The following is a 15284-nucleotide window of genomic DNA, read 5'->3' on the forward strand; positions in this document are numbered from 1 at the left end:
CTACGATTAATCCGCCGTACGAGGTACAGCAGAGGCTGAGAAACATATTTAAGTACGTTTACACCGAACCTCTTTTTCAATAATTTCTTTTACAAACAACGGAATTTCTTTCTCAAGCGAGTGTGCTTCTGCCTTTAATTTTTCGTAAATATCAATTTCATCACCTTGCCAAATAAGATCGAGACGGCGAATCTGACGCATGGCAATGTGATTGTAATTTTCTGGGTATGCCCAATAGCATGTTAGGCAGATTGTTCTTTCTTTGACATCGTTCCAATTTTCACAATGTTCACAAGACCATGACTTTGCACGGTTTGCAGAACCGGAAAGCAGCATAAAATCTTCTGGATCGAGTTCCCCGCCTTCTCCGTTACCGTCGACTTCATAGGGGACTCGATGGTCGATTTGCAATTCCTTCTCATCTATCTCTTCGAGATAGATGAAGCATTTTGCACCATACTTTTCAATTAAAGCTTCCTTGATTTTCTTTGATAAACCAGTTCTGCCTGATAGTTTTGTGAATTTCCTCTCCGCTACATCGCCAAAAAGGTAAGCCGCAATTTTTCGCCCATCAGAACCTGTGACTCGGAAAGTTTCAATCGCTATGCCATGTTCGCGCACATCTCGGACGGCTCTAGGCGGATGGTTGTAACCGTATGTTTCTTTCAACTCCTCAGTCGTGATAAAACCATGCTTCAAAATATGGTCAATAACGGTTTTCGGACGTTTCGCAGTAACGGAATGACAAAGATCAATGAAGTCCTTTGGGAGATCAGACATAATGACCCCTAGGCTCAAATAATGAACACTGCTGTGTTTGGGGCAGGTAATATTCTGTTGATTTACAAGCAAGTTTGTCGGTCAACGTACGAGAAAGATATAGGGATTCATAAGTCACTTCATCACGCCCAAGTAAAGTTGCCTGGCTAGAACGCCCCGCATCCAATTCAACACGCGTAAGTTCAAGCGAAGAGGGAAGTAGCTCCCCAAATGTTTTACTTCCCCTACGACCATCGTAGCTGACGATATACGCAATTCCCCTTAAATTAAGCCACTCAAGAACAGAGACAAAATCGTCATGATTTATGCCAGAAAAATAACGGGAATCCCGATCTCCACACACACCCTGATAGGGCGGATCCATGTAAACGAGATCGGTGTTTTGGGCTTTGTCCAAAATTTCCCTGTAATCAAGAGACGAAAACTCTGTTTTACCCTTTAACAAAGCGGAAACACCAAAAATATTTTTACGCATGGTTTTCGGTTGAGTGCCATAACGTCTCTTATCTGGGCTTTGGTTGAATATTCCGTCAGAATTATATCTGACTGAGCCTTTGACGCATCTTGCTAATAGATAAAGAAAAAGGCGTGGGTCTTGTGTGCGGTTGAAGGCTTCTCGAATCTTGTAATAGTGCTCGATTGAATCGCTATGTTGTTCATTCCAAACGCCTTCATAAAACATTGCCGTTTCAATCGGAGATTCGACTATCAATTGCAACAATTCAGCCAATGGCTTATTAAGATCGTTAATCAGATAAGATTTTGCCATCTTGTGAGCGGCAGCGGCAATGCTAATTGCGGCTGAACCCGCAAAAGGTTCAATAAGAGTATCAATAGCTTTGGGGAGATGGCGCAAAATAACGGAAGCCAAATTCCGTTTACTACCTTGATATTGAATAGGGTGTGGGAGGCTTTTCATTTTACCTATATAACTCTGGCAACCTAAAAGAAATCTAAAAATAATAGTTAAATCAAAAGATGAATGTGTTTTATGAACTACAATTAAAATGCATTGGTGGAGACACCGATCCATAACGCCTACAACTTACCTAACGGTCAGTTGCATTCTCTTGGTGGACTCCGCCGATGAGGCTTGACCGGAACAGTCTCTGGCTCTCTCGGTGGAGTCTTGCAAGGACTACGTGGTTTATTAGCCATGATATTTCTCCTAATAAATAGCAGAAAGAGTCCACCACTCCGAAGATACCCATTACCTTCGGGCGGGTATCAAAGGATTTTGGGTAAAGGAGTGTCGAAAGTAAAAAGACCGATGTCTCCACCAGCGCATTTTCATTAGAAACACAAAATATAGCAACTCTTCGGATATTATTATACTACATATTGATTTTTGTATCATTTCTTTGTAATCAGGTACAAAAATTATACAACTCGTTTCATATTCGCCACCTCCCGTTATGCTGCGCCGAGCATCGGGGCATTTAGGGAATAGCCCGTTAGGGGTGCGGCAGGGATGCCGCACGTTACCGGAGGGACAGGGAAGTCCCTTCCGGCAACCCCCGGTAAATGCGAGAAGCGCAGGAACCAAGCGGCACCGGGCGGATTTCTTTTATGTTCCCACGCTCTGCGTGGGAATGCAGCCCCAGACGCTCCAGCGTCCCGTCTCACCATGCGTCAATCTCCAGCAACCCAGTTTGCCCGACATAATGACTGGCACTCGAATAACGCCAATGTTCCGGCATGTTGACGTAACCGCGCTTTACCGGATTGGCATGGATGTAGTCTAGCTTCTCCCGCATAATCGCCTCGCTAAAAATGAGTTCGGCATGAACACCCTCTTGCCAAAACTGGTATTCCCGATCTTGTTTGTGGGCTAGTTTGGCATAGCGCAAGCGCTTCAACAACATTTCTGCGTTCCGTTGCTTAAGCGTGTCGATTATTTTACGGGCAGTGAATGATTTAAAACCGCTAACGCATTGGTTTAAGTTTGCAGCCTGGGCGATAAAATGGTAATGGTTTTCCAGGACGACGTAACCGTAGAGCTTTAAGCCTTGGTTTTCCCGTTGGTATCGCCAGCAGTTCAATAAGATTTCAACGGTTTCGGGGCGGGTAAAAACGGGCATCCATTCGACAACGGTGCGGGTTAAAAAGTGGAGCTTATCCGGTTCTGTTATGGTATAGCGGCTTCTACCCATGTTGTTGGTTCATTGTTAAACGGGACGCTGGAGCGTCGCAAACTGCATTCCCACGCGGAGCGTGGGAACGATAAGTTAAGTATTTTGAATCACAATATTCGGAAACCGCGTACTAAAATCCTTCGCCTTCAACGCCAATTTTGCCGTCGCCTTACGGGCAATGGCTTTGTACATCTGCGCGGCTGGGCTGTTGGGATCAACGGCAACCGTTGGCTGGCCGGAATCGGCCTGGATGCGGATGTTAATATCCAAGGGCAGTGCGCCCAGAAAATCGACATGGTTGGTTTCCGCCATCACCACGCCACCGCCCGTGCCAAAGATGGGCTCGCTATGTCCGCAGTTGCTGCAGATGTGCATGCTCATGTTTTCCACTATGCCCAGTACGGGGACATTCACTTTTTGGAACATACCCAAGCCGCGCTGGGCATCAATCAAGGCGATGTCTTGCGGCGTGGTCACGATTATCGCACCGCTGACGGGAATCTGCTGTGATAAGGTCAACTGTATGTCGCCGGTGCCGGGCGGCAGGTCTACGATCAAGTAATCAACATTGTCCCAGTTAGTGTCCCTGAGCAATTGTTGCAAGGCGTTGGTGACCATCGGGCCGCGCCAGATCATGGCCTGGCCTGCATCCACTAAGTAGCCGATGGACATAGTTTGGATGTTGTAGGCAATCTTGGGCAGCATGGTCTTGTTGTCGCGGCTTTCGGGATAACCGGACAGGCCAAGCATGGTGGGAATGCTGGGGCCGTAAATATCCGCATCCAGGATGCCGACAGTTGCGCCTTCCGCAGATAACGCCAGCGCCAGATTGACGGCGGTGGTGGATTTACCAACCCCGCCCTTGCCCGAAGCCACCGCGATGATGTTTTTGATGTTGGGTTGGGGCTTTAGGGCTTGTTGGACGGCGTGTGAGATTATTTTGCTGGTTACTTCAACCGTAATGCCGCCAATGCCCACCAGCGTTTTTAGTTGCTGATCGACAATTGATTTCAATTCTGCGTGATAGCTTAAGGCCGGATAGCCGAGTTCTATTTTGACAGCAACGGCGTTGTTTTCGATGGCAATCGACTTTACGGATTTCGCAGAAACCAGATCAAGACCGTGGTTGGGGTCGATTATGGTTTTAAGCACATTTTCTATGTCGGTTTTAGAAATGTCGGTCATTAGGTTGAAGTTCCTGGGGTTATGCTCAAGTATTGTTAAGTTATGGTGCAAGCCCCCTCTCCCTGAGGGAGAGGGTCGGGGTGAGGGGGGGATTAAAAATAGAATAAGTCATTTTAATTCCCCCTCATCCTAACCTTCTCCCTCTAGGGAGAAGGAACTAGCCCGTTTTACTCAACGGCATTTGGTTTTTTATGCTTGGGTTAATGTATTGCCGCACAAAAGAGTCAATTTATAAAAATGACCTTGTACGTAGCATTTTACAGCAAATTACCTGCCCTTGCTCCACAGCTTCCCAATATCCCAAGAAGCCTCCATTTATGCCATAATGCGCCATTGTTTTTGACCAGTTTACTAACCCCATCATGTCCAATAGAAAAATCCTTGTCACCAGTGCCTTGCCTTACGCCAACGGCCCAATCCATATCGGTCATTTAGTCGAATACATACAGACAGACATCTGGGTACGTTTCCAAAAACAACGCGGCAACCTGTGTTATTACGTGTGTGCGGATGATACCCACGGCACGCCGATTATGTTGAGGGCGGATATGGAGGGCATTACGCCAGAAACACTGATTGCCAAAGTCAGCAAGGAACATCAGGCGGATTTCGATGAATTCGGCGTGGCTTTCGACAACTACCACAGCACCCATTCGGAAGAAAACAAAACGCTTTCGTCGTTAATCTATGAGCGGTTAAGGGATGCCGGACATATTAACTCACGCAGCATAACCCAGGGTTATGATCCGGTTAAAAAGATGTTCTTGTCCGACCGCTTTATCAAGGGTGATTGCCCTAAATGCGGTGCAGTTGATCAATATGGAGACGGCTGTGAAGTGTGTGGTTCGACGTATTCTCCTACCGATCTAAAGAATGCCGTGTCGGCTATTTCAGGCGCAAAACCTGTTCCAAAAGATTCCGTGCATTACTTTTTCAATCTGGAAAATTTCAATGACATGCTACGCGAGTGGACGACTGCCGGACATTTGCAGCCCGAAATAAGCAATAAACTGGCAGAGTGGCTGGACGGCGGTTTGAAACAATGGGATATAAGCCGCGATGCGCCGTATTTCGGTTTTGAAATACCCGATGCGCCCGGCAAGTATTTTTATGTCTGGCTGGATGCGCCGATTGGATATATGGCGAGTTTCAAAAATCTCTGCGATAAGCAAGGCATTGATTTTGATGAATTCTGGCATAAAGACAGCACAACCGAGTTGTACCATTTTATAGGCAAAGACATCATCTATTTTCATGCCTTGTTCTGGCCGGCCATGTTAGCTGGAGCGCAGTTCAGGACACCTAGCGCCATTTTCGCGCACGGTTTTTTAACGGTGAATGGCGAGAAGATGTCCAAATCCCGTGGTACTTTTATCAAGGCCAGGACGTATCTCGACCACCTAAACCCAGAATACCTGCGCTATTATTTCGCCGCCAAACTCAGCGCGGGGGTGGATGACATTGACCTTAACTTCGACGATTTCAGCCAGCGGGTGAATTCCGATTTGGTCGGCAAAGTCGTCAACATCGCCAGCCGGTGTAGCGGTTTTATTAGCAAACGCTTTGCCAATCGCTTATCTGATAATTGCTCGGAACCTGAATTGTTTGCCGACTTTGTCAACGCCAACGATACCATTGCCGAGTTGTACGAAACCCGTGAATTCGCCAAAGCCATGCGTGAAATCATGGCACTGGCAGATAAGGCCAATGCTTATATCGACGATAAAAAACCTTGGTTGCTTGCTAAAGAAGACGGCAAAGACCAGGAATTACACGATGTCTGCTCGATGGGGCTTAACCTGTTCCGCGTACTTGCTGCTTATCTCAAACCTGTACTGCCTACCTTGGTTAAGGAAGCCGAACAGTTTTTGGCTATCGAAAGCCAAAACTGGGTTGCTGGATTGCAGCCATTAAAAGGCCACACCATCAATGAATTCAAACCGCTGATGACGCGGGTTGAAGCCGACAAAATCGCGGCAATCATTGAAGACTCAAAAGAAAATTTGGAAAAAACCGTCGATGCTGTCAAGGCAAATTCCAAGGTCGAACCCAAAGCCAAACAATTTGAACCCATCGCCGACACCATCCAAATCGACGACTTCGCCAAGCTGGATTTACGCATCGCCCTTATCATCAAGGCGGAAGCCGTGCCAGAAGCCGATAAGCTATTGAAATTGACCGTCGATATCGGAGATGAAACCCGTACCGTGTTTGCCGGTATCAAATCCGCTTATAAACCGGAAGAATTGGAAGGACGGTTAACCTTGGTTCTTGCTAATCTCGCCCCCCGTAAAATGAAGTTTGGTCTATCCGAAGGTATGGTGCTGGCGGCAGGGCCGGGCGGGAAGGATATTTTTGTGTTGAGTCCTGATAGTGGCGCGGTTGCTGGGATGCGGGTTAAATAGCACTGTAATACCAATCCCAAAAAGCTGTTATGAATCCCCTCATCCTTACCTTATCCCTTTGGAGAAGGTAAGGATGAGAACTTATTGGGATTGGTAAAAGATACGCACTGCGTAAGTTCTACAGTAAGGATGCTGACTTATTCAGGTCGTAATTGTTTGACTTGAATATAAAGCACTAGCCAGGAACCGAACACGGCGAGAGTTGATGATATCGTGAGTAAGATAAAGGTTTCGCCGTAGCTAAAGAACAGCAAATGAAATGCGCCTGCGTATAAACCGGAAAGATTTTCGACGGATTGTCTTAAAATCAGCATGATAAAGGTCACAATAAACCACGCGCTGACCCCAGAAAGAAAACCTATCCAAAATCCGGTATATAAAAACGGTCTTTGGATAAAGCTGTTGGTCGCGCCGACCAGTTTGGCGATGATGATTTCCTGCCGTCGGTTGTGGATTTCCAGGCGAATGGTGTTCCCCGCAATAAAGAACACCGCCAAGCCCAATAAGACAGCCAACAGGATTGCGCCTAGGCGCGCGGTAGACACTATCGACTGCAAGCGCTCAACCCAGGCCATGTCCATTTGGGCGAAATCAACTTCGGTGGATTTTTTGAAATCCTCGAATAGCTGGGTCAAGGCTTCTTTGTCTACTAACGCATCCTTGGGCAAGACTTCGATTACAATCGGCAATGGGTTTTTTTCCAGCACGTCAATGGCATCACCAAAGCCGCTAAAGCCCTTGAATTCCGCCATCGCCTGTTTCTTGGTGATGACTTTTACGTGTTGGACATTTGGGTTTTTGCGGATTTTGTCGGCGTATTTGTTGGCGTGGGCTTCTGAGATTTCGTCCCGTAGAAATAAGGAGATTTGGTTGCTGGCTTCCAATCCGGTGGTCAATTGCTGCAAATTGACCACTACCAAGTAGAAGCCGCTTGCCAGTGCAATGGCAAGTGCTAACACGCCTATCGTCATTGTCGAAGTGAAGGGTGTTGAAAACAAACGTCCAAGGCTGGAAAACAAGGATTGTGCATGTTGGTCACGATAGGCTTTCAGGCGGTCAGTAAAGCTCCCACCTGCTTTAGTATTTTGCTGTATATCCGGTTTAAGTGGCTTGGGTTTGTGCGGATATTTATCGATCTGTTTCATGAGTTAACTCGCCACCAACTGCCCATGATCCAAGCGCAACACACGATGGTTCATTTTTTGGATCAAGGAAATATCGTGGGATGCAATCAGAATAGTTACGCCAACATTTTGAAATTGCTCAAATAATGCCATGATTTCCGCAGACAATTCAGGATCGAGATTACCCGTGGGTTCGTCGGCAATAATCATCGGCGGCTTGTTGACGACCGCCCTGGCAATACCGACACGCTGTTGTTCCCCGCCCGACAAAGCCAGCGGAAATTTTTTCTCCTTGCCCAATAAGCCGACCTTATCCAATGCCGCACGTACCCGACGTGAAACTTCTTGATGCCCGTAACCTGCTATCACCAAAGGCAAGGCGACGTTGTCGAACACCGTCCTGTCTTGTAATAATTTGTAATCCTGGTAGATAAAGCCCATTTTCCTACGGATATAAGGCACATGGCGTTCCTTGATAGCGCTCAATTTTTGCCCGTCCAACACAATATCGCCGCGCGTTGCGCGCTCCATTACCGCAATCAATTTCAACACGGTACTTTTGCCTGCACCGGAATGCCCGGTAAGGAACGCGATTTCGCCTTGTTTAAGGTGAAAGCTGACGTTCTTTAGGACATCGCCTGTTTCGGCGTAGCGCTTGTAGACGTTTTCAAACTTGAGCATGGCAGGGCTTAGTCTTTAACGAACAAGGCATCAACAAAGGTTTCGGCATTAAAATCTTGCAAATCATCAATGCCCTCACCCACGCCGATGAAGCGGATGGGGATACCTGTCTGCTTGGCTAAGGCAAAAATCACCCCGCCTTTTGCGGTGCCATCCAACTTGGTCAGAACTAAACCAGTTAAACCTATCGCTTCATTAAATAATTTGGCTTGTGATAAGGCATTTTGTCCCGTGCCTGAATCCAATACCAAGATGACTTCATGAGGAGCGGTTTCGTCCAATTTTGACATAATGCGTTTAACTTTTTTCAATTCTTCCATCAAGTTAGCTTTGGTATGCAAGCGTCCTGCGGTGTCTGCAATCAGAACATCGACACCTTTAGATTGTGCGGATTGTATGCCATCATAAATTACGGAGGCAGAATCTGCCCCAGTATGCTGCGCGACAACGTGAATATTATTACGCTGTCCCCAGACTTGCAACTGCTCAACTGCCGCTGCCCTAAAAGTATCACCCGCCGCTAACATGACGCTATGGCCTTGTGCGCTCAAGCGTTTGGCGAGCTTGCCAATGGTCGTAGTTTTACCCACGCCGTTCACACCGATAACCAATATGACAAAGGGCTTATCCTGTTTGGGGATTTGTAACGGCTTACTACAGGGCGCAAGAATACTGAGCAATTCTTGCTTCAAAGCCAATGTTAATGCGTTGCTATCGGCAAGTTGTTTCCGTTCAAGGCTTTGGGTAAGGCGATTGATGACTTTCGAGGTAACATCAACACCCACATCGGCCATCAGTAAGCTGGCTTCGATTTCTTCCAGTAGGTCTTCATTTATATCTTTCAGACCCAGTGGTAAATTAGCAAGAATACTGCCTAAGCCTGTTCGAGTGCGTGATAGCTGGGTTTTAAGGCGCTGATAAACGGATTCTGGCGCGGGTTCTATATAGGGTTCATCAAGCTCTATTGCTGCAACTTCCGGTGCAAGCACCTTCGGAGAAAGTGCCTCGGCTTCTGGTTTGGTCTCGATAACTGCTGGTTCGGGACGCGCTTTTTTAATAGATGGCTTAGACTCAACAAAACTATACCGACTATAAAAACTAATGGCAATCAGCGGTAACATCAGCAATGCAGCAAAGCTGGTATGGGCAACCACCACCCACAATGGCATGGCAAATCGATAGCCAATAACACCCAGTGCAACTTGCACAAATAGTAGAAAACTTAGCCATAATCCGGCTTTTCGTACCGATGTTGAATTTTTTGCGGCAGTAGCAACCAGCATTAGCCCATTTAGAAGGATGAAACAGGTCAATGCGCCTACTCGGTGCAACCAATTCACCGCAACTTGGGTGGCATAAGACATTTCACCCGCTTTTGCCATCAAGCCATTCAAAATGCCTTGATAATCTGCTTCCGGCCACCATTGTCCGTTACATTGCGGAAAGCCCGTACAAGCCAAAGTCGCATGATTAATGCTTATCCAGCTACCCAAGGCAATTTGCAAGAATAGCAACGTAATCGCAAATCGAGCAAACCATATCGGCCCTGTACGTTCGACAGAACGCGAAATATCCCGATCAGTCCGCAAATACAGCCAGAAAAATGCCCAGAAAACCGTCATTCCCAACAACAAATGCCCTGTCATCAGGATTGCTTGGTCGGGTGCTTTTAAAAGCCCAATTCCTAACGCCACCTGCAAGCCTAGCAAGCTTGCTAAACCCAATGCTGCCATCATTGCTGCGGCACGACAATGCGCTTGCCACCATGACATCAACAGTACCACCAAGGTAACTGCGGCAAGTGCATAAGCGATCTTAAAATGCAGTGCTTGCGGCGGAATAAGTCCAAACATAGACTCAGCCCCCATTACCCTAGCGAGAGATCCAGCAACAATGACGATCAGCGTTAAAACCAAGCCAAACAGAGTTATTTTTCTAAACATTTGTTTCCATTAACCAATTTGTGAAATTCGCAATAAGTGCATGAGATCACTTTTTACTTTGTAAGGGTCAAAACCCGGTTCGTACTGCATCATTAAATTACCCATTGGATCCATTAACAACAACAGTCCATCCGGTAGTCTGCCATTTCTGAGTTCGGCAATTTTATGTTGTAGTGCCGCACTAGGCTTAATTTTTAACAGCACTGTATCATCTTGCAACCATTGGTTTGCCAATTCTGGCGACACGTCTTTCAAAAAGATAACTGCTCGTCGGGTGCGGGTTAAATCTTTGTTCATCATCAAGCGTAGTTGCTTGGTTTTGTGAATGGCATCAAAACAGATGTTATTGCAATCAACTTGAGGAACTATATTCAACGTCACCCAATGACCTTTAAGTTCCGTAATATTATCGGTGGAAAAGGTATCTAATCCAATAAAATCACTAGGTTCGGTTGCTACGACAGGGCTAATAAGCTGCCCCTTATTGGTGTGACCTTCGATAAACGGGGCTTTCCCATCCAGCATCCACGCAATCATAAAAGGAATAATAGCCATTCCGAAGATCAGCAGGATATATAAACGGTTTTTTTGTTGATTAATCATGCGGTTTCTTAAAACCGTACTTCACAAAAAGCACGGTGAGCGTTAATGCCAATAAGAACCATTGTACCGCATACCCGATGTGTTTTTCAGGTGTCATGGTGTGCGGCGTTTGCCATTCGCGGGTAAAACTATTTGCCGATTGTTTATCCAGTTCAAGCTGAAAGTCGAATAAAGGATAAGCAAGCTGCTTGGCTAATACCTTATTATCAATAACTTGCACTAAAGCAGGCCATGTGTTACTTGGGATTTCAGCCCCTGCCAACATTAACCCGACACTAGGAAAACGATTAATTCGACCTGTAACAGTGATTTCCTTGGTATCGACATTTATTTCTGGCAAATCGCCCCGATTTTTACCCAAAGGCAGCCATCCTCGATTGACCAAAACCGCCTTGTTTTCATTTTTTAACAGAAAAGGAGTCAATACGAAATACCCCGCCTTACCCTTGCTAACTTGGTTGTCGAGCAAATATTGATGGCCGCTATCGTAATGTCCTAACGCTTTTATAGGCTTATACAAAAGTGCTTCCGCTGTGTCCGGTAGGGTTGTCGACAATACCAAGGTTTCTGTTGATTGCCGTTGCTCTTTTAAGCGGGTTAATACCCGTTTTTCTTCCGCACGATTAAGTTGCCAAATGCCGAGCGAAAGCAGAAGAGGCAGCAAACATAGATAAGCTATCAGTGGCGTTCTTCGGTATTTCATTAGCCAGTAAAAATATGGATTTGATCTGGCATGGTAACGTAGATTGGGTTAGGTACACATAGCGGATGTCTATAAGATTATCACCGGATTGTCCGTGCGCCGTAACCCAACACATCCCACCGACCGAAATGCCGTTTGTTGAGTTACGACGCGCCCAAGCCCACTACATCGCCCACATGGGGCGCGTCCAACCCAACAGCCTACGGACTAATGATAGCAACAATGGAGTGCAAAGCTTGCTTTGCCTGTGGTGGACAAGTGCAAAGCAAGCTTTGTACTCCAAATATGGCTTAACTTAACGGCATTGGCTACAAACCCTCTCAGCCGGACAGGGCATGTTACCCCGTCCGCAGGGTTTCATGTTGGCTAAGTTCAGTGATGCAGTTTAAGTTTCGCAAAAACGTTAGGAACGGGGTTACAAACCCCGTCCCGCGTGGAGGCTTAACTTAACGGCATTGGCTACAAACCCCGTCCCGCGTGGAAAAAAACGTCATGCCTAATTTGAGTAAATTCATTATTGTTCTCTATTTACTGTTAGTTTCTTGAAAATTTGAAAAAAGCCGCGCAACAACCCAGATTACATTTTGGCATTGAACTATAAACCTGTCATTGTACAAACTGATGCATAAGTTTTTGGACAGCAAATTTTTTACAGCTATCGTACCTTCAGCTTTTGTAAGTTTTCACGGCAAAGGTGGATGTAACGCTATGAAGCACTTATTGTTAACTTATTTGGCTGCATCCAATTATTCTCGAAGTGCAGAAAAAACATAATCTTTACCTTTTTGCGGTTCATGGCAGCCAAAGCAGGACTTGCCTCCGTCTTTTACTAGGCGTTCGGTTTTACTGTTGCCTGCAAAGCCTTCAAATCCCCAGCCGCCTGTCGATGGATATTTGACAGAATCCTTGTGCATCACGCCGACCAGCTTGCGTTCCCCTTCCTGTATGGTTTTGTCTTTTTCCTCATACTTTAAAAGATCAAACACCAATACGGAGCCGTCGCCATATTTACCGGTTTTTAAGCCATTCGCTGCCTTGCTATTGGCGTAAACGTGATGGATACCTTGAAAAGGATTTTCTAAGGCATGCCCTGGTTGGATAAGCATGGATTTGGTATGCAGCCAATTCCTGTAACCTTCAGGAAAAGCTACGCCATCGTTCCCTGCGTAGCTAAATGTAGTCATAACGCACAGTAATCCGGTAATGATGATTGATGATATTGTTGTCATAATGTTATCTCCGGTAGTAAAAAATATTAGCCATATAGTTTCGATGCAAAACTATGTTCGTATTTTTAACGGAATTGCCGGAACATGTCAATATAATATTTATTCGCTATTATAGGCTTCCTGAGTAGTGCCTTTATGAGGATTCAAATTAACTACGTATGCTGATATAAACAGTTGGAATACTATTTGTCGATAATTTTAAAGCAACATAAGCCATTACCTCGTGCCATACATTCCGTCAATTCAACATCTTTTTCAAGCAAGGCAGTCATGAGTGCGATGTCAAACTTACAGACTTCATTATGCTTTTGCGCCAAATCATGAAATATGCAGTTATAGGCTTTAATAGTTGTCGGATCATTGTCAACTGAATCGGTTTTGCTGTCGGTCTTAAAACCCATTTCGTCCATAATTTTTAACAATTCCAATCTGCGTTCAGCTGTCTGCTTTCCTGCAAATCGGTATAAATAGCTTTGCGACAGGCTATCACCCAGCTTATACATGTAGCGTTGAAAGGCTTCGTGGCCTATTTCGTTTTTCAGGTCAGTCAGCATGAGTTTAGAAAACCAGGCATATTGCTTAGGAAAACTGTTGATGCCGGCTTCGGTCAGGATATAACTCCGGACTGGACGACCTGCCGTTTTATTGAGTACACCCGCTTGCAGATAGCCTTCTAACTCCAGCACAGAAATATGCTGCTGCACCGCGTTGCGTGAAATATTTAAAGTTTTGGCAATTTCATCAATGCACAAGCCTTCTTTATGCTCGAGTAGCAGTTCTAAAATTTGGCGCTGACGCGAACCAATATGATCAGCCATAAATTCTCCCTTTGATGTCCCTTTTAGCATAGCAGGATGACAAAATACAGTCTGTGAAAAATTGCACATTATAAATTACTTATAACATATTAAAATTGTATTAATTATTTTTATTCGCTATTATATTATCGTGTTCAAATCGTTTGCTCACATCTTGGTTGTTGCTTTTGAAACAGCAATGATAAACCTACTTTACAAATCAGGGGATACTTATGAATGCACCACTTTATGAAAGAATTGGCGGCGAACCCGCCGTTAATGCAGCCGTTGAGATTTTTTACCGCAAAGTACTGAATGACCAACGAATTAGTCATTTTTTTGAAAAAACCGACATGGACAAGCAAATCGCCAAGCAAAAGGCGTTCTTTACTATGGCTTTCGGTGGCCCCAACAGCTATACAGGCCAGGATATGCGGAATGCCCATGCAGGTATGGTTAAAACTGGTTTGAATGAGGATCATTTTAATGCTGTCATGGAACACTTGGGTGCAACCCTAACTGAATTGAATGTGCCGGGAGACCTCATTGCAGAGGCCGCTGCCATCGCCGAAAGTACCCGGAATGACGTGTTGGGTAGATAAGCAAACGCTGAAAATCTTGGAAACGTAGCGTTAGCGGAGTGAAGATTTTTAGTCCCCAGAAGCGATAGGGCTGTGTGTTTTCACGAAGCGTTGTTTGCGAAGTGAAAATGCACAGCATTCCGACATCGCGTCGGGTCATTGCACAACGATGTTTCATACCCCTTGTCGGGTATGAAGCAAGAGTAGCAGGACGGCTGGGGCAGCCGAAGGCATTAGCGGTCGCGTTAAGTTTTTGCCGCTTGTTTGGACAGGAAGTCCTCAAAACAAGCTTTCGCAAAAATAGCGACTCTTCGAGTGTTGTTGCTATAGAGTTAACTGGGCTTCCGGTTTTGCTTCATAGCACAGCACCTTTACGTGTAGTTAATGGCTGTAGGCTGGGCGAAAAACCCAGTAATCATCACAAAAATTGGGTTCGTCATGCGAGTCCAGCCACAGACATAATCGATTCTTTCATCAATCTGCTTGATTTAAAAGATAATAACTCACTAATATTTAGTGAAATAGTTGCTTTCCAGCCCACCTAAATATTCTAGTTTATCTTTACTCCGATTCGGAGAGTGAAAGTAATTTAATAATCTTTTGCTATACTTCAGCGATGCTAGAAAATACCACAAAGCCCTTAAAACTTGCCCTGTATGGTATGGATAGCCGTGCCGTAAAGGTTATGATGAAATTTTTGCATGGATCCTGCAAAGGCGCGGCAATTGTAGTTAATTCGGCAGATGATATTGATATTTATGATGCGGATGTGCCGGTTTCAAAAAATTTATTAGACAAGTGCTTACAAGAATGTTTGCTAAAGCCTTTGATCGTTTTATCCGCTCAGGATTTTATGCGCGAAGGGGTTTTGTATGTAAAAAAGCCGATTGAAACCAACGATATGCTTATGGTTTTGGATCAAGCCAAAATATTGGCAGCCGAGTTTGCTATGAAAGCAGACGAATCAGGAATGCCTCTGGCATTGAAACCTGCGTCTTGGATGCCATGCAAAATGGGCAATAACGCGCCAGGTTTATCCTTAAGATTGGTGATGATTGCTTGTACAGTGGCTTGCACTTTGGGGTTTATGGGGCTTGATCCGGTCATACGTTTCTCGT

General features: G+C 45.4%; 15 protein-coding genes and 1 pseudogene. 4 read left to right on the forward strand and 12 right to left on the reverse strand.

Annotated elements, in window-relative coordinates; genetic code table 11:
- Positions 1-48: 48 nt before the first annotated feature.
- The 5 genes from AC1YY3_RS05035 to apbC all read right to left on the reverse strand — a co-directional run bounded on the left by AC1YY3_RS05035 (position 49) and on the right by apbC (position 4100).
- Complete coding sequence (locus AC1YY3_RS05035; protein ID WP_481824079.1) at positions 49-780, reverse strand: helix-turn-helix domain-containing protein; 732 nt, start codon at positions 778-780, stop codon at positions 49-51.
- Positions 773-1813, reverse strand: coding sequence for a Dam family site-specific DNA-(adenine-N6)-methyltransferase (locus AC1YY3_RS05040; RefSeq protein WP_481824080.1), 1041 nt, complete (start codon positions 1811-1813; stop codon positions 773-775). Before AC1YY3_RS05040 ends, AC1YY3_RS05035 begins: the two co-directional genes overlap by 8 nt.
- Positions 1814-2193: 380 nt before the next feature.
- Positions 2194-2409 carry a hypothetical protein gene (locus tag AC1YY3_RS05045; RefSeq protein ID WP_481824081.1) on the reverse strand — a complete coding sequence of 72 codons (216 nt, stop codon included), beginning with the start codon at positions 2407-2409 and terminating at the stop codon, positions 2194-2196.
- Complete coding sequence (locus AC1YY3_RS05050; RefSeq protein WP_481824082.1) at positions 2403-2933, reverse strand: REP-associated tyrosine transposase; 531 nt, start codon at positions 2931-2933, stop codon at positions 2403-2405. The genes AC1YY3_RS05045 and AC1YY3_RS05050 overlap by 7 nt, the downstream gene beginning before the upstream one ends.
- 75 nt (positions 2934-3008) lie before the next feature.
- Positions 3009-4100: an iron-sulfur cluster carrier protein ApbC gene (gene apbC, locus AC1YY3_RS05055; protein WP_481824083.1), complete on the reverse strand. Its 1092-nt coding sequence runs from the start codon at positions 4098-4100 to the stop codon at positions 3009-3011.
- A 362-nt stretch (positions 4101-4462) separates the two neighbouring features.
- Between apbC and metG the strand changes: the two genes are divergently transcribed.
- Positions 4463-6505: a methionine--tRNA ligase gene (metG, locus tag AC1YY3_RS05060; RefSeq protein WP_481824084.1), complete on the forward strand. Its 2043-nt coding sequence runs from the start codon at positions 4463-4465 to the stop codon at positions 6503-6505.
- A gap of 137 nt (positions 6506-6642) precedes the next feature.
- Here metG and ftsX read toward each other — a convergent pair whose 3' ends face one another.
- From ftsX to AC1YY3_RS05085, 5 genes are read right to left on the reverse strand one after another with little or no spacing between them, the layout of a single operon-like run.
- Complete coding sequence (ftsX, locus tag AC1YY3_RS05065) at positions 6643-7650, reverse strand: permease-like cell division protein FtsX (protein ID WP_481824085.1); 1008 nt, start codon at positions 7648-7650, stop codon at positions 6643-6645.
- A gap of 3 nt (positions 7651-7653) precedes the next feature.
- Entirely contained in the window at positions 7654-8310 is a 657-nt protein-coding gene (gene ftsE / locus AC1YY3_RS05070; RefSeq protein WP_481824086.1) for a cell division ATP-binding protein FtsE, read from the reverse strand.
- Between the two features lie 8 nt (positions 8311-8318).
- Complete coding sequence (gene ftsY / locus AC1YY3_RS05075; RefSeq protein WP_481824087.1) at positions 8319-10253, reverse strand: signal recognition particle-docking protein FtsY; 1935 nt, start codon at positions 10251-10253, stop codon at positions 8319-8321.
- A gap of 9 nt (positions 10254-10262) precedes the next feature.
- A complete protein-coding gene (locus tag AC1YY3_RS05080) occupies positions 10263-10856 on the reverse strand; it encodes a hypothetical protein (RefSeq protein WP_481824088.1) in 594 nt (197 codons plus the stop codon).
- Complete coding sequence (locus AC1YY3_RS05085; RefSeq protein WP_481824089.1) at positions 10849-11559, reverse strand: SURF1 family protein; 711 nt, start codon at positions 11557-11559, stop codon at positions 10849-10851. The genes AC1YY3_RS05080 and AC1YY3_RS05085 overlap by 8 nt, the downstream gene beginning before the upstream one ends.
- 65 nt (positions 11560-11624) lie before the next feature.
- Here AC1YY3_RS05085 and AC1YY3_RS05090 point away from each other — a divergent pair, with 65 nt between their 5' ends.
- Positions 11625-11858: a hypothetical protein gene (locus AC1YY3_RS05090; RefSeq protein WP_481824090.1), complete on the forward strand. Its 234-nt coding sequence runs from the start codon at positions 11625-11627 to the stop codon at positions 11856-11858.
- 447 nt (positions 11859-12305) lie between these two features.
- On the opposite strand, the gene AC1YY3_RS05095 is transcribed toward AC1YY3_RS05090, so the two are convergent.
- Positions 12306-12788, reverse strand: coding sequence for a cytochrome P460 family protein (locus AC1YY3_RS05095; RefSeq protein ID WP_481824091.1), 483 nt, complete (start codon positions 12786-12788; stop codon positions 12306-12308).
- Positions 12789-12970: 182 nt separating this feature from the next.
- Positions 12971-13606, reverse strand: a complete 636-nt coding sequence (locus tag AC1YY3_RS05100) for a helix-turn-helix transcriptional regulator (protein ID WP_481824092.1) — start codon at positions 13604-13606, stop codon at positions 12971-12973.
- A gap of 212 nt (positions 13607-13818) precedes the next feature.
- Here AC1YY3_RS05100 and AC1YY3_RS05105 point away from each other — a divergent pair, with 212 nt between their 5' ends.
- Both AC1YY3_RS05105 and AC1YY3_RS05110 read left to right on the forward strand, forming a co-directional pair.
- Entirely contained in the window at positions 13819-14187 is a 369-nt protein-coding gene (locus AC1YY3_RS05105; RefSeq protein WP_481824093.1) for a group I truncated hemoglobin, read from the forward strand.
- Between the two features lie 595 nt (positions 14188-14782).
- Positions 14783-15284 (forward strand): annotated as a pseudogene (locus AC1YY3_RS05110) (hypothetical protein); the annotation flags it as partial.

Source organism: Methyloglobulus sp., from assembly GCF_964779595.1.

Coding starts and splice junctions, on each gene's coding strand:
- AC1YY3_RS05035 (WP_481824079.1), bottom strand. CDS start 780: ATGTCTGATCTCCCAAAGGACTTCATTGATCTTTGTCATTCCGTTACT.
- AC1YY3_RS05040 (WP_481824080.1), bottom strand. CDS start 1,813: ATGGATCGGTGTCTCCACCAATGCATTTTAATTGTAGTTCATAAAACA.
- AC1YY3_RS05045 (WP_481824081.1), bottom strand. CDS start 2,409: ATGGTGAGACGGGACGCTGGAGCGTCTGGGGCTGCATTCCCACGCAGA.
- AC1YY3_RS05050 (WP_481824082.1), bottom strand. CDS start 2,933: ATGGGTAGAAGCCGCTATACCATAACAGAACCGGATAAGCTCCACTTT.
- apbC (WP_481824083.1), bottom strand. CDS start 4,100: ATGACCGACATTTCTAAAACCGACATAGAAAATGTGCTTAAAACCATA.
- metG (WP_481824084.1), top strand. CDS start 4,463: ATGTCCAATAGAAAAATCCTTGTCACCAGTGCCTTGCCTTACGCCAAC.
- ftsX (WP_481824085.1), bottom strand. CDS start 7,650: ATGAAACAGATCGATAAATATCCGCACAAACCCAAGCCACTTAAACCG.
- ftsE (WP_481824086.1), bottom strand. CDS start 8,310: ATGCTCAAGTTTGAAAACGTCTACAAGCGCTACGCCGAAACAGGCGAT.
- ftsY (WP_481824087.1), bottom strand. CDS start 10,253: ATGTTTAGAAAAATAACTCTGTTTGGCTTGGTTTTAACGCTGATCGTC.
- AC1YY3_RS05080 (WP_481824088.1), bottom strand. CDS start 10,856: ATGATTAATCAACAAAAAAACCGTTTATATATCCTGCTGATCTTCGGA.
- AC1YY3_RS05085 (WP_481824089.1), bottom strand. CDS start 11,559: ATGAAATACCGAAGAACGCCACTGATAGCTTATCTATGTTTGCTGCCT.
- AC1YY3_RS05090 (WP_481824090.1), top strand. CDS start 11,625: ATGTCTATAAGATTATCACCGGATTGTCCGTGCGCCGTAACCCAACAC.
- AC1YY3_RS05095 (WP_481824091.1), bottom strand. CDS start 12,788: ATGACAACAATATCATCAATCATCATTACCGGATTACTGTGCGTTATG.
- AC1YY3_RS05100 (WP_481824092.1), bottom strand. CDS start 13,606: ATGGCTGATCATATTGGTTCGCGTCAGCGCCAAATTTTAGAACTGCTA.
- AC1YY3_RS05105 (WP_481824093.1), top strand. CDS start 13,819: ATGAATGCACCACTTTATGAAAGAATTGGCGGCGAACCCGCCGTTAAT.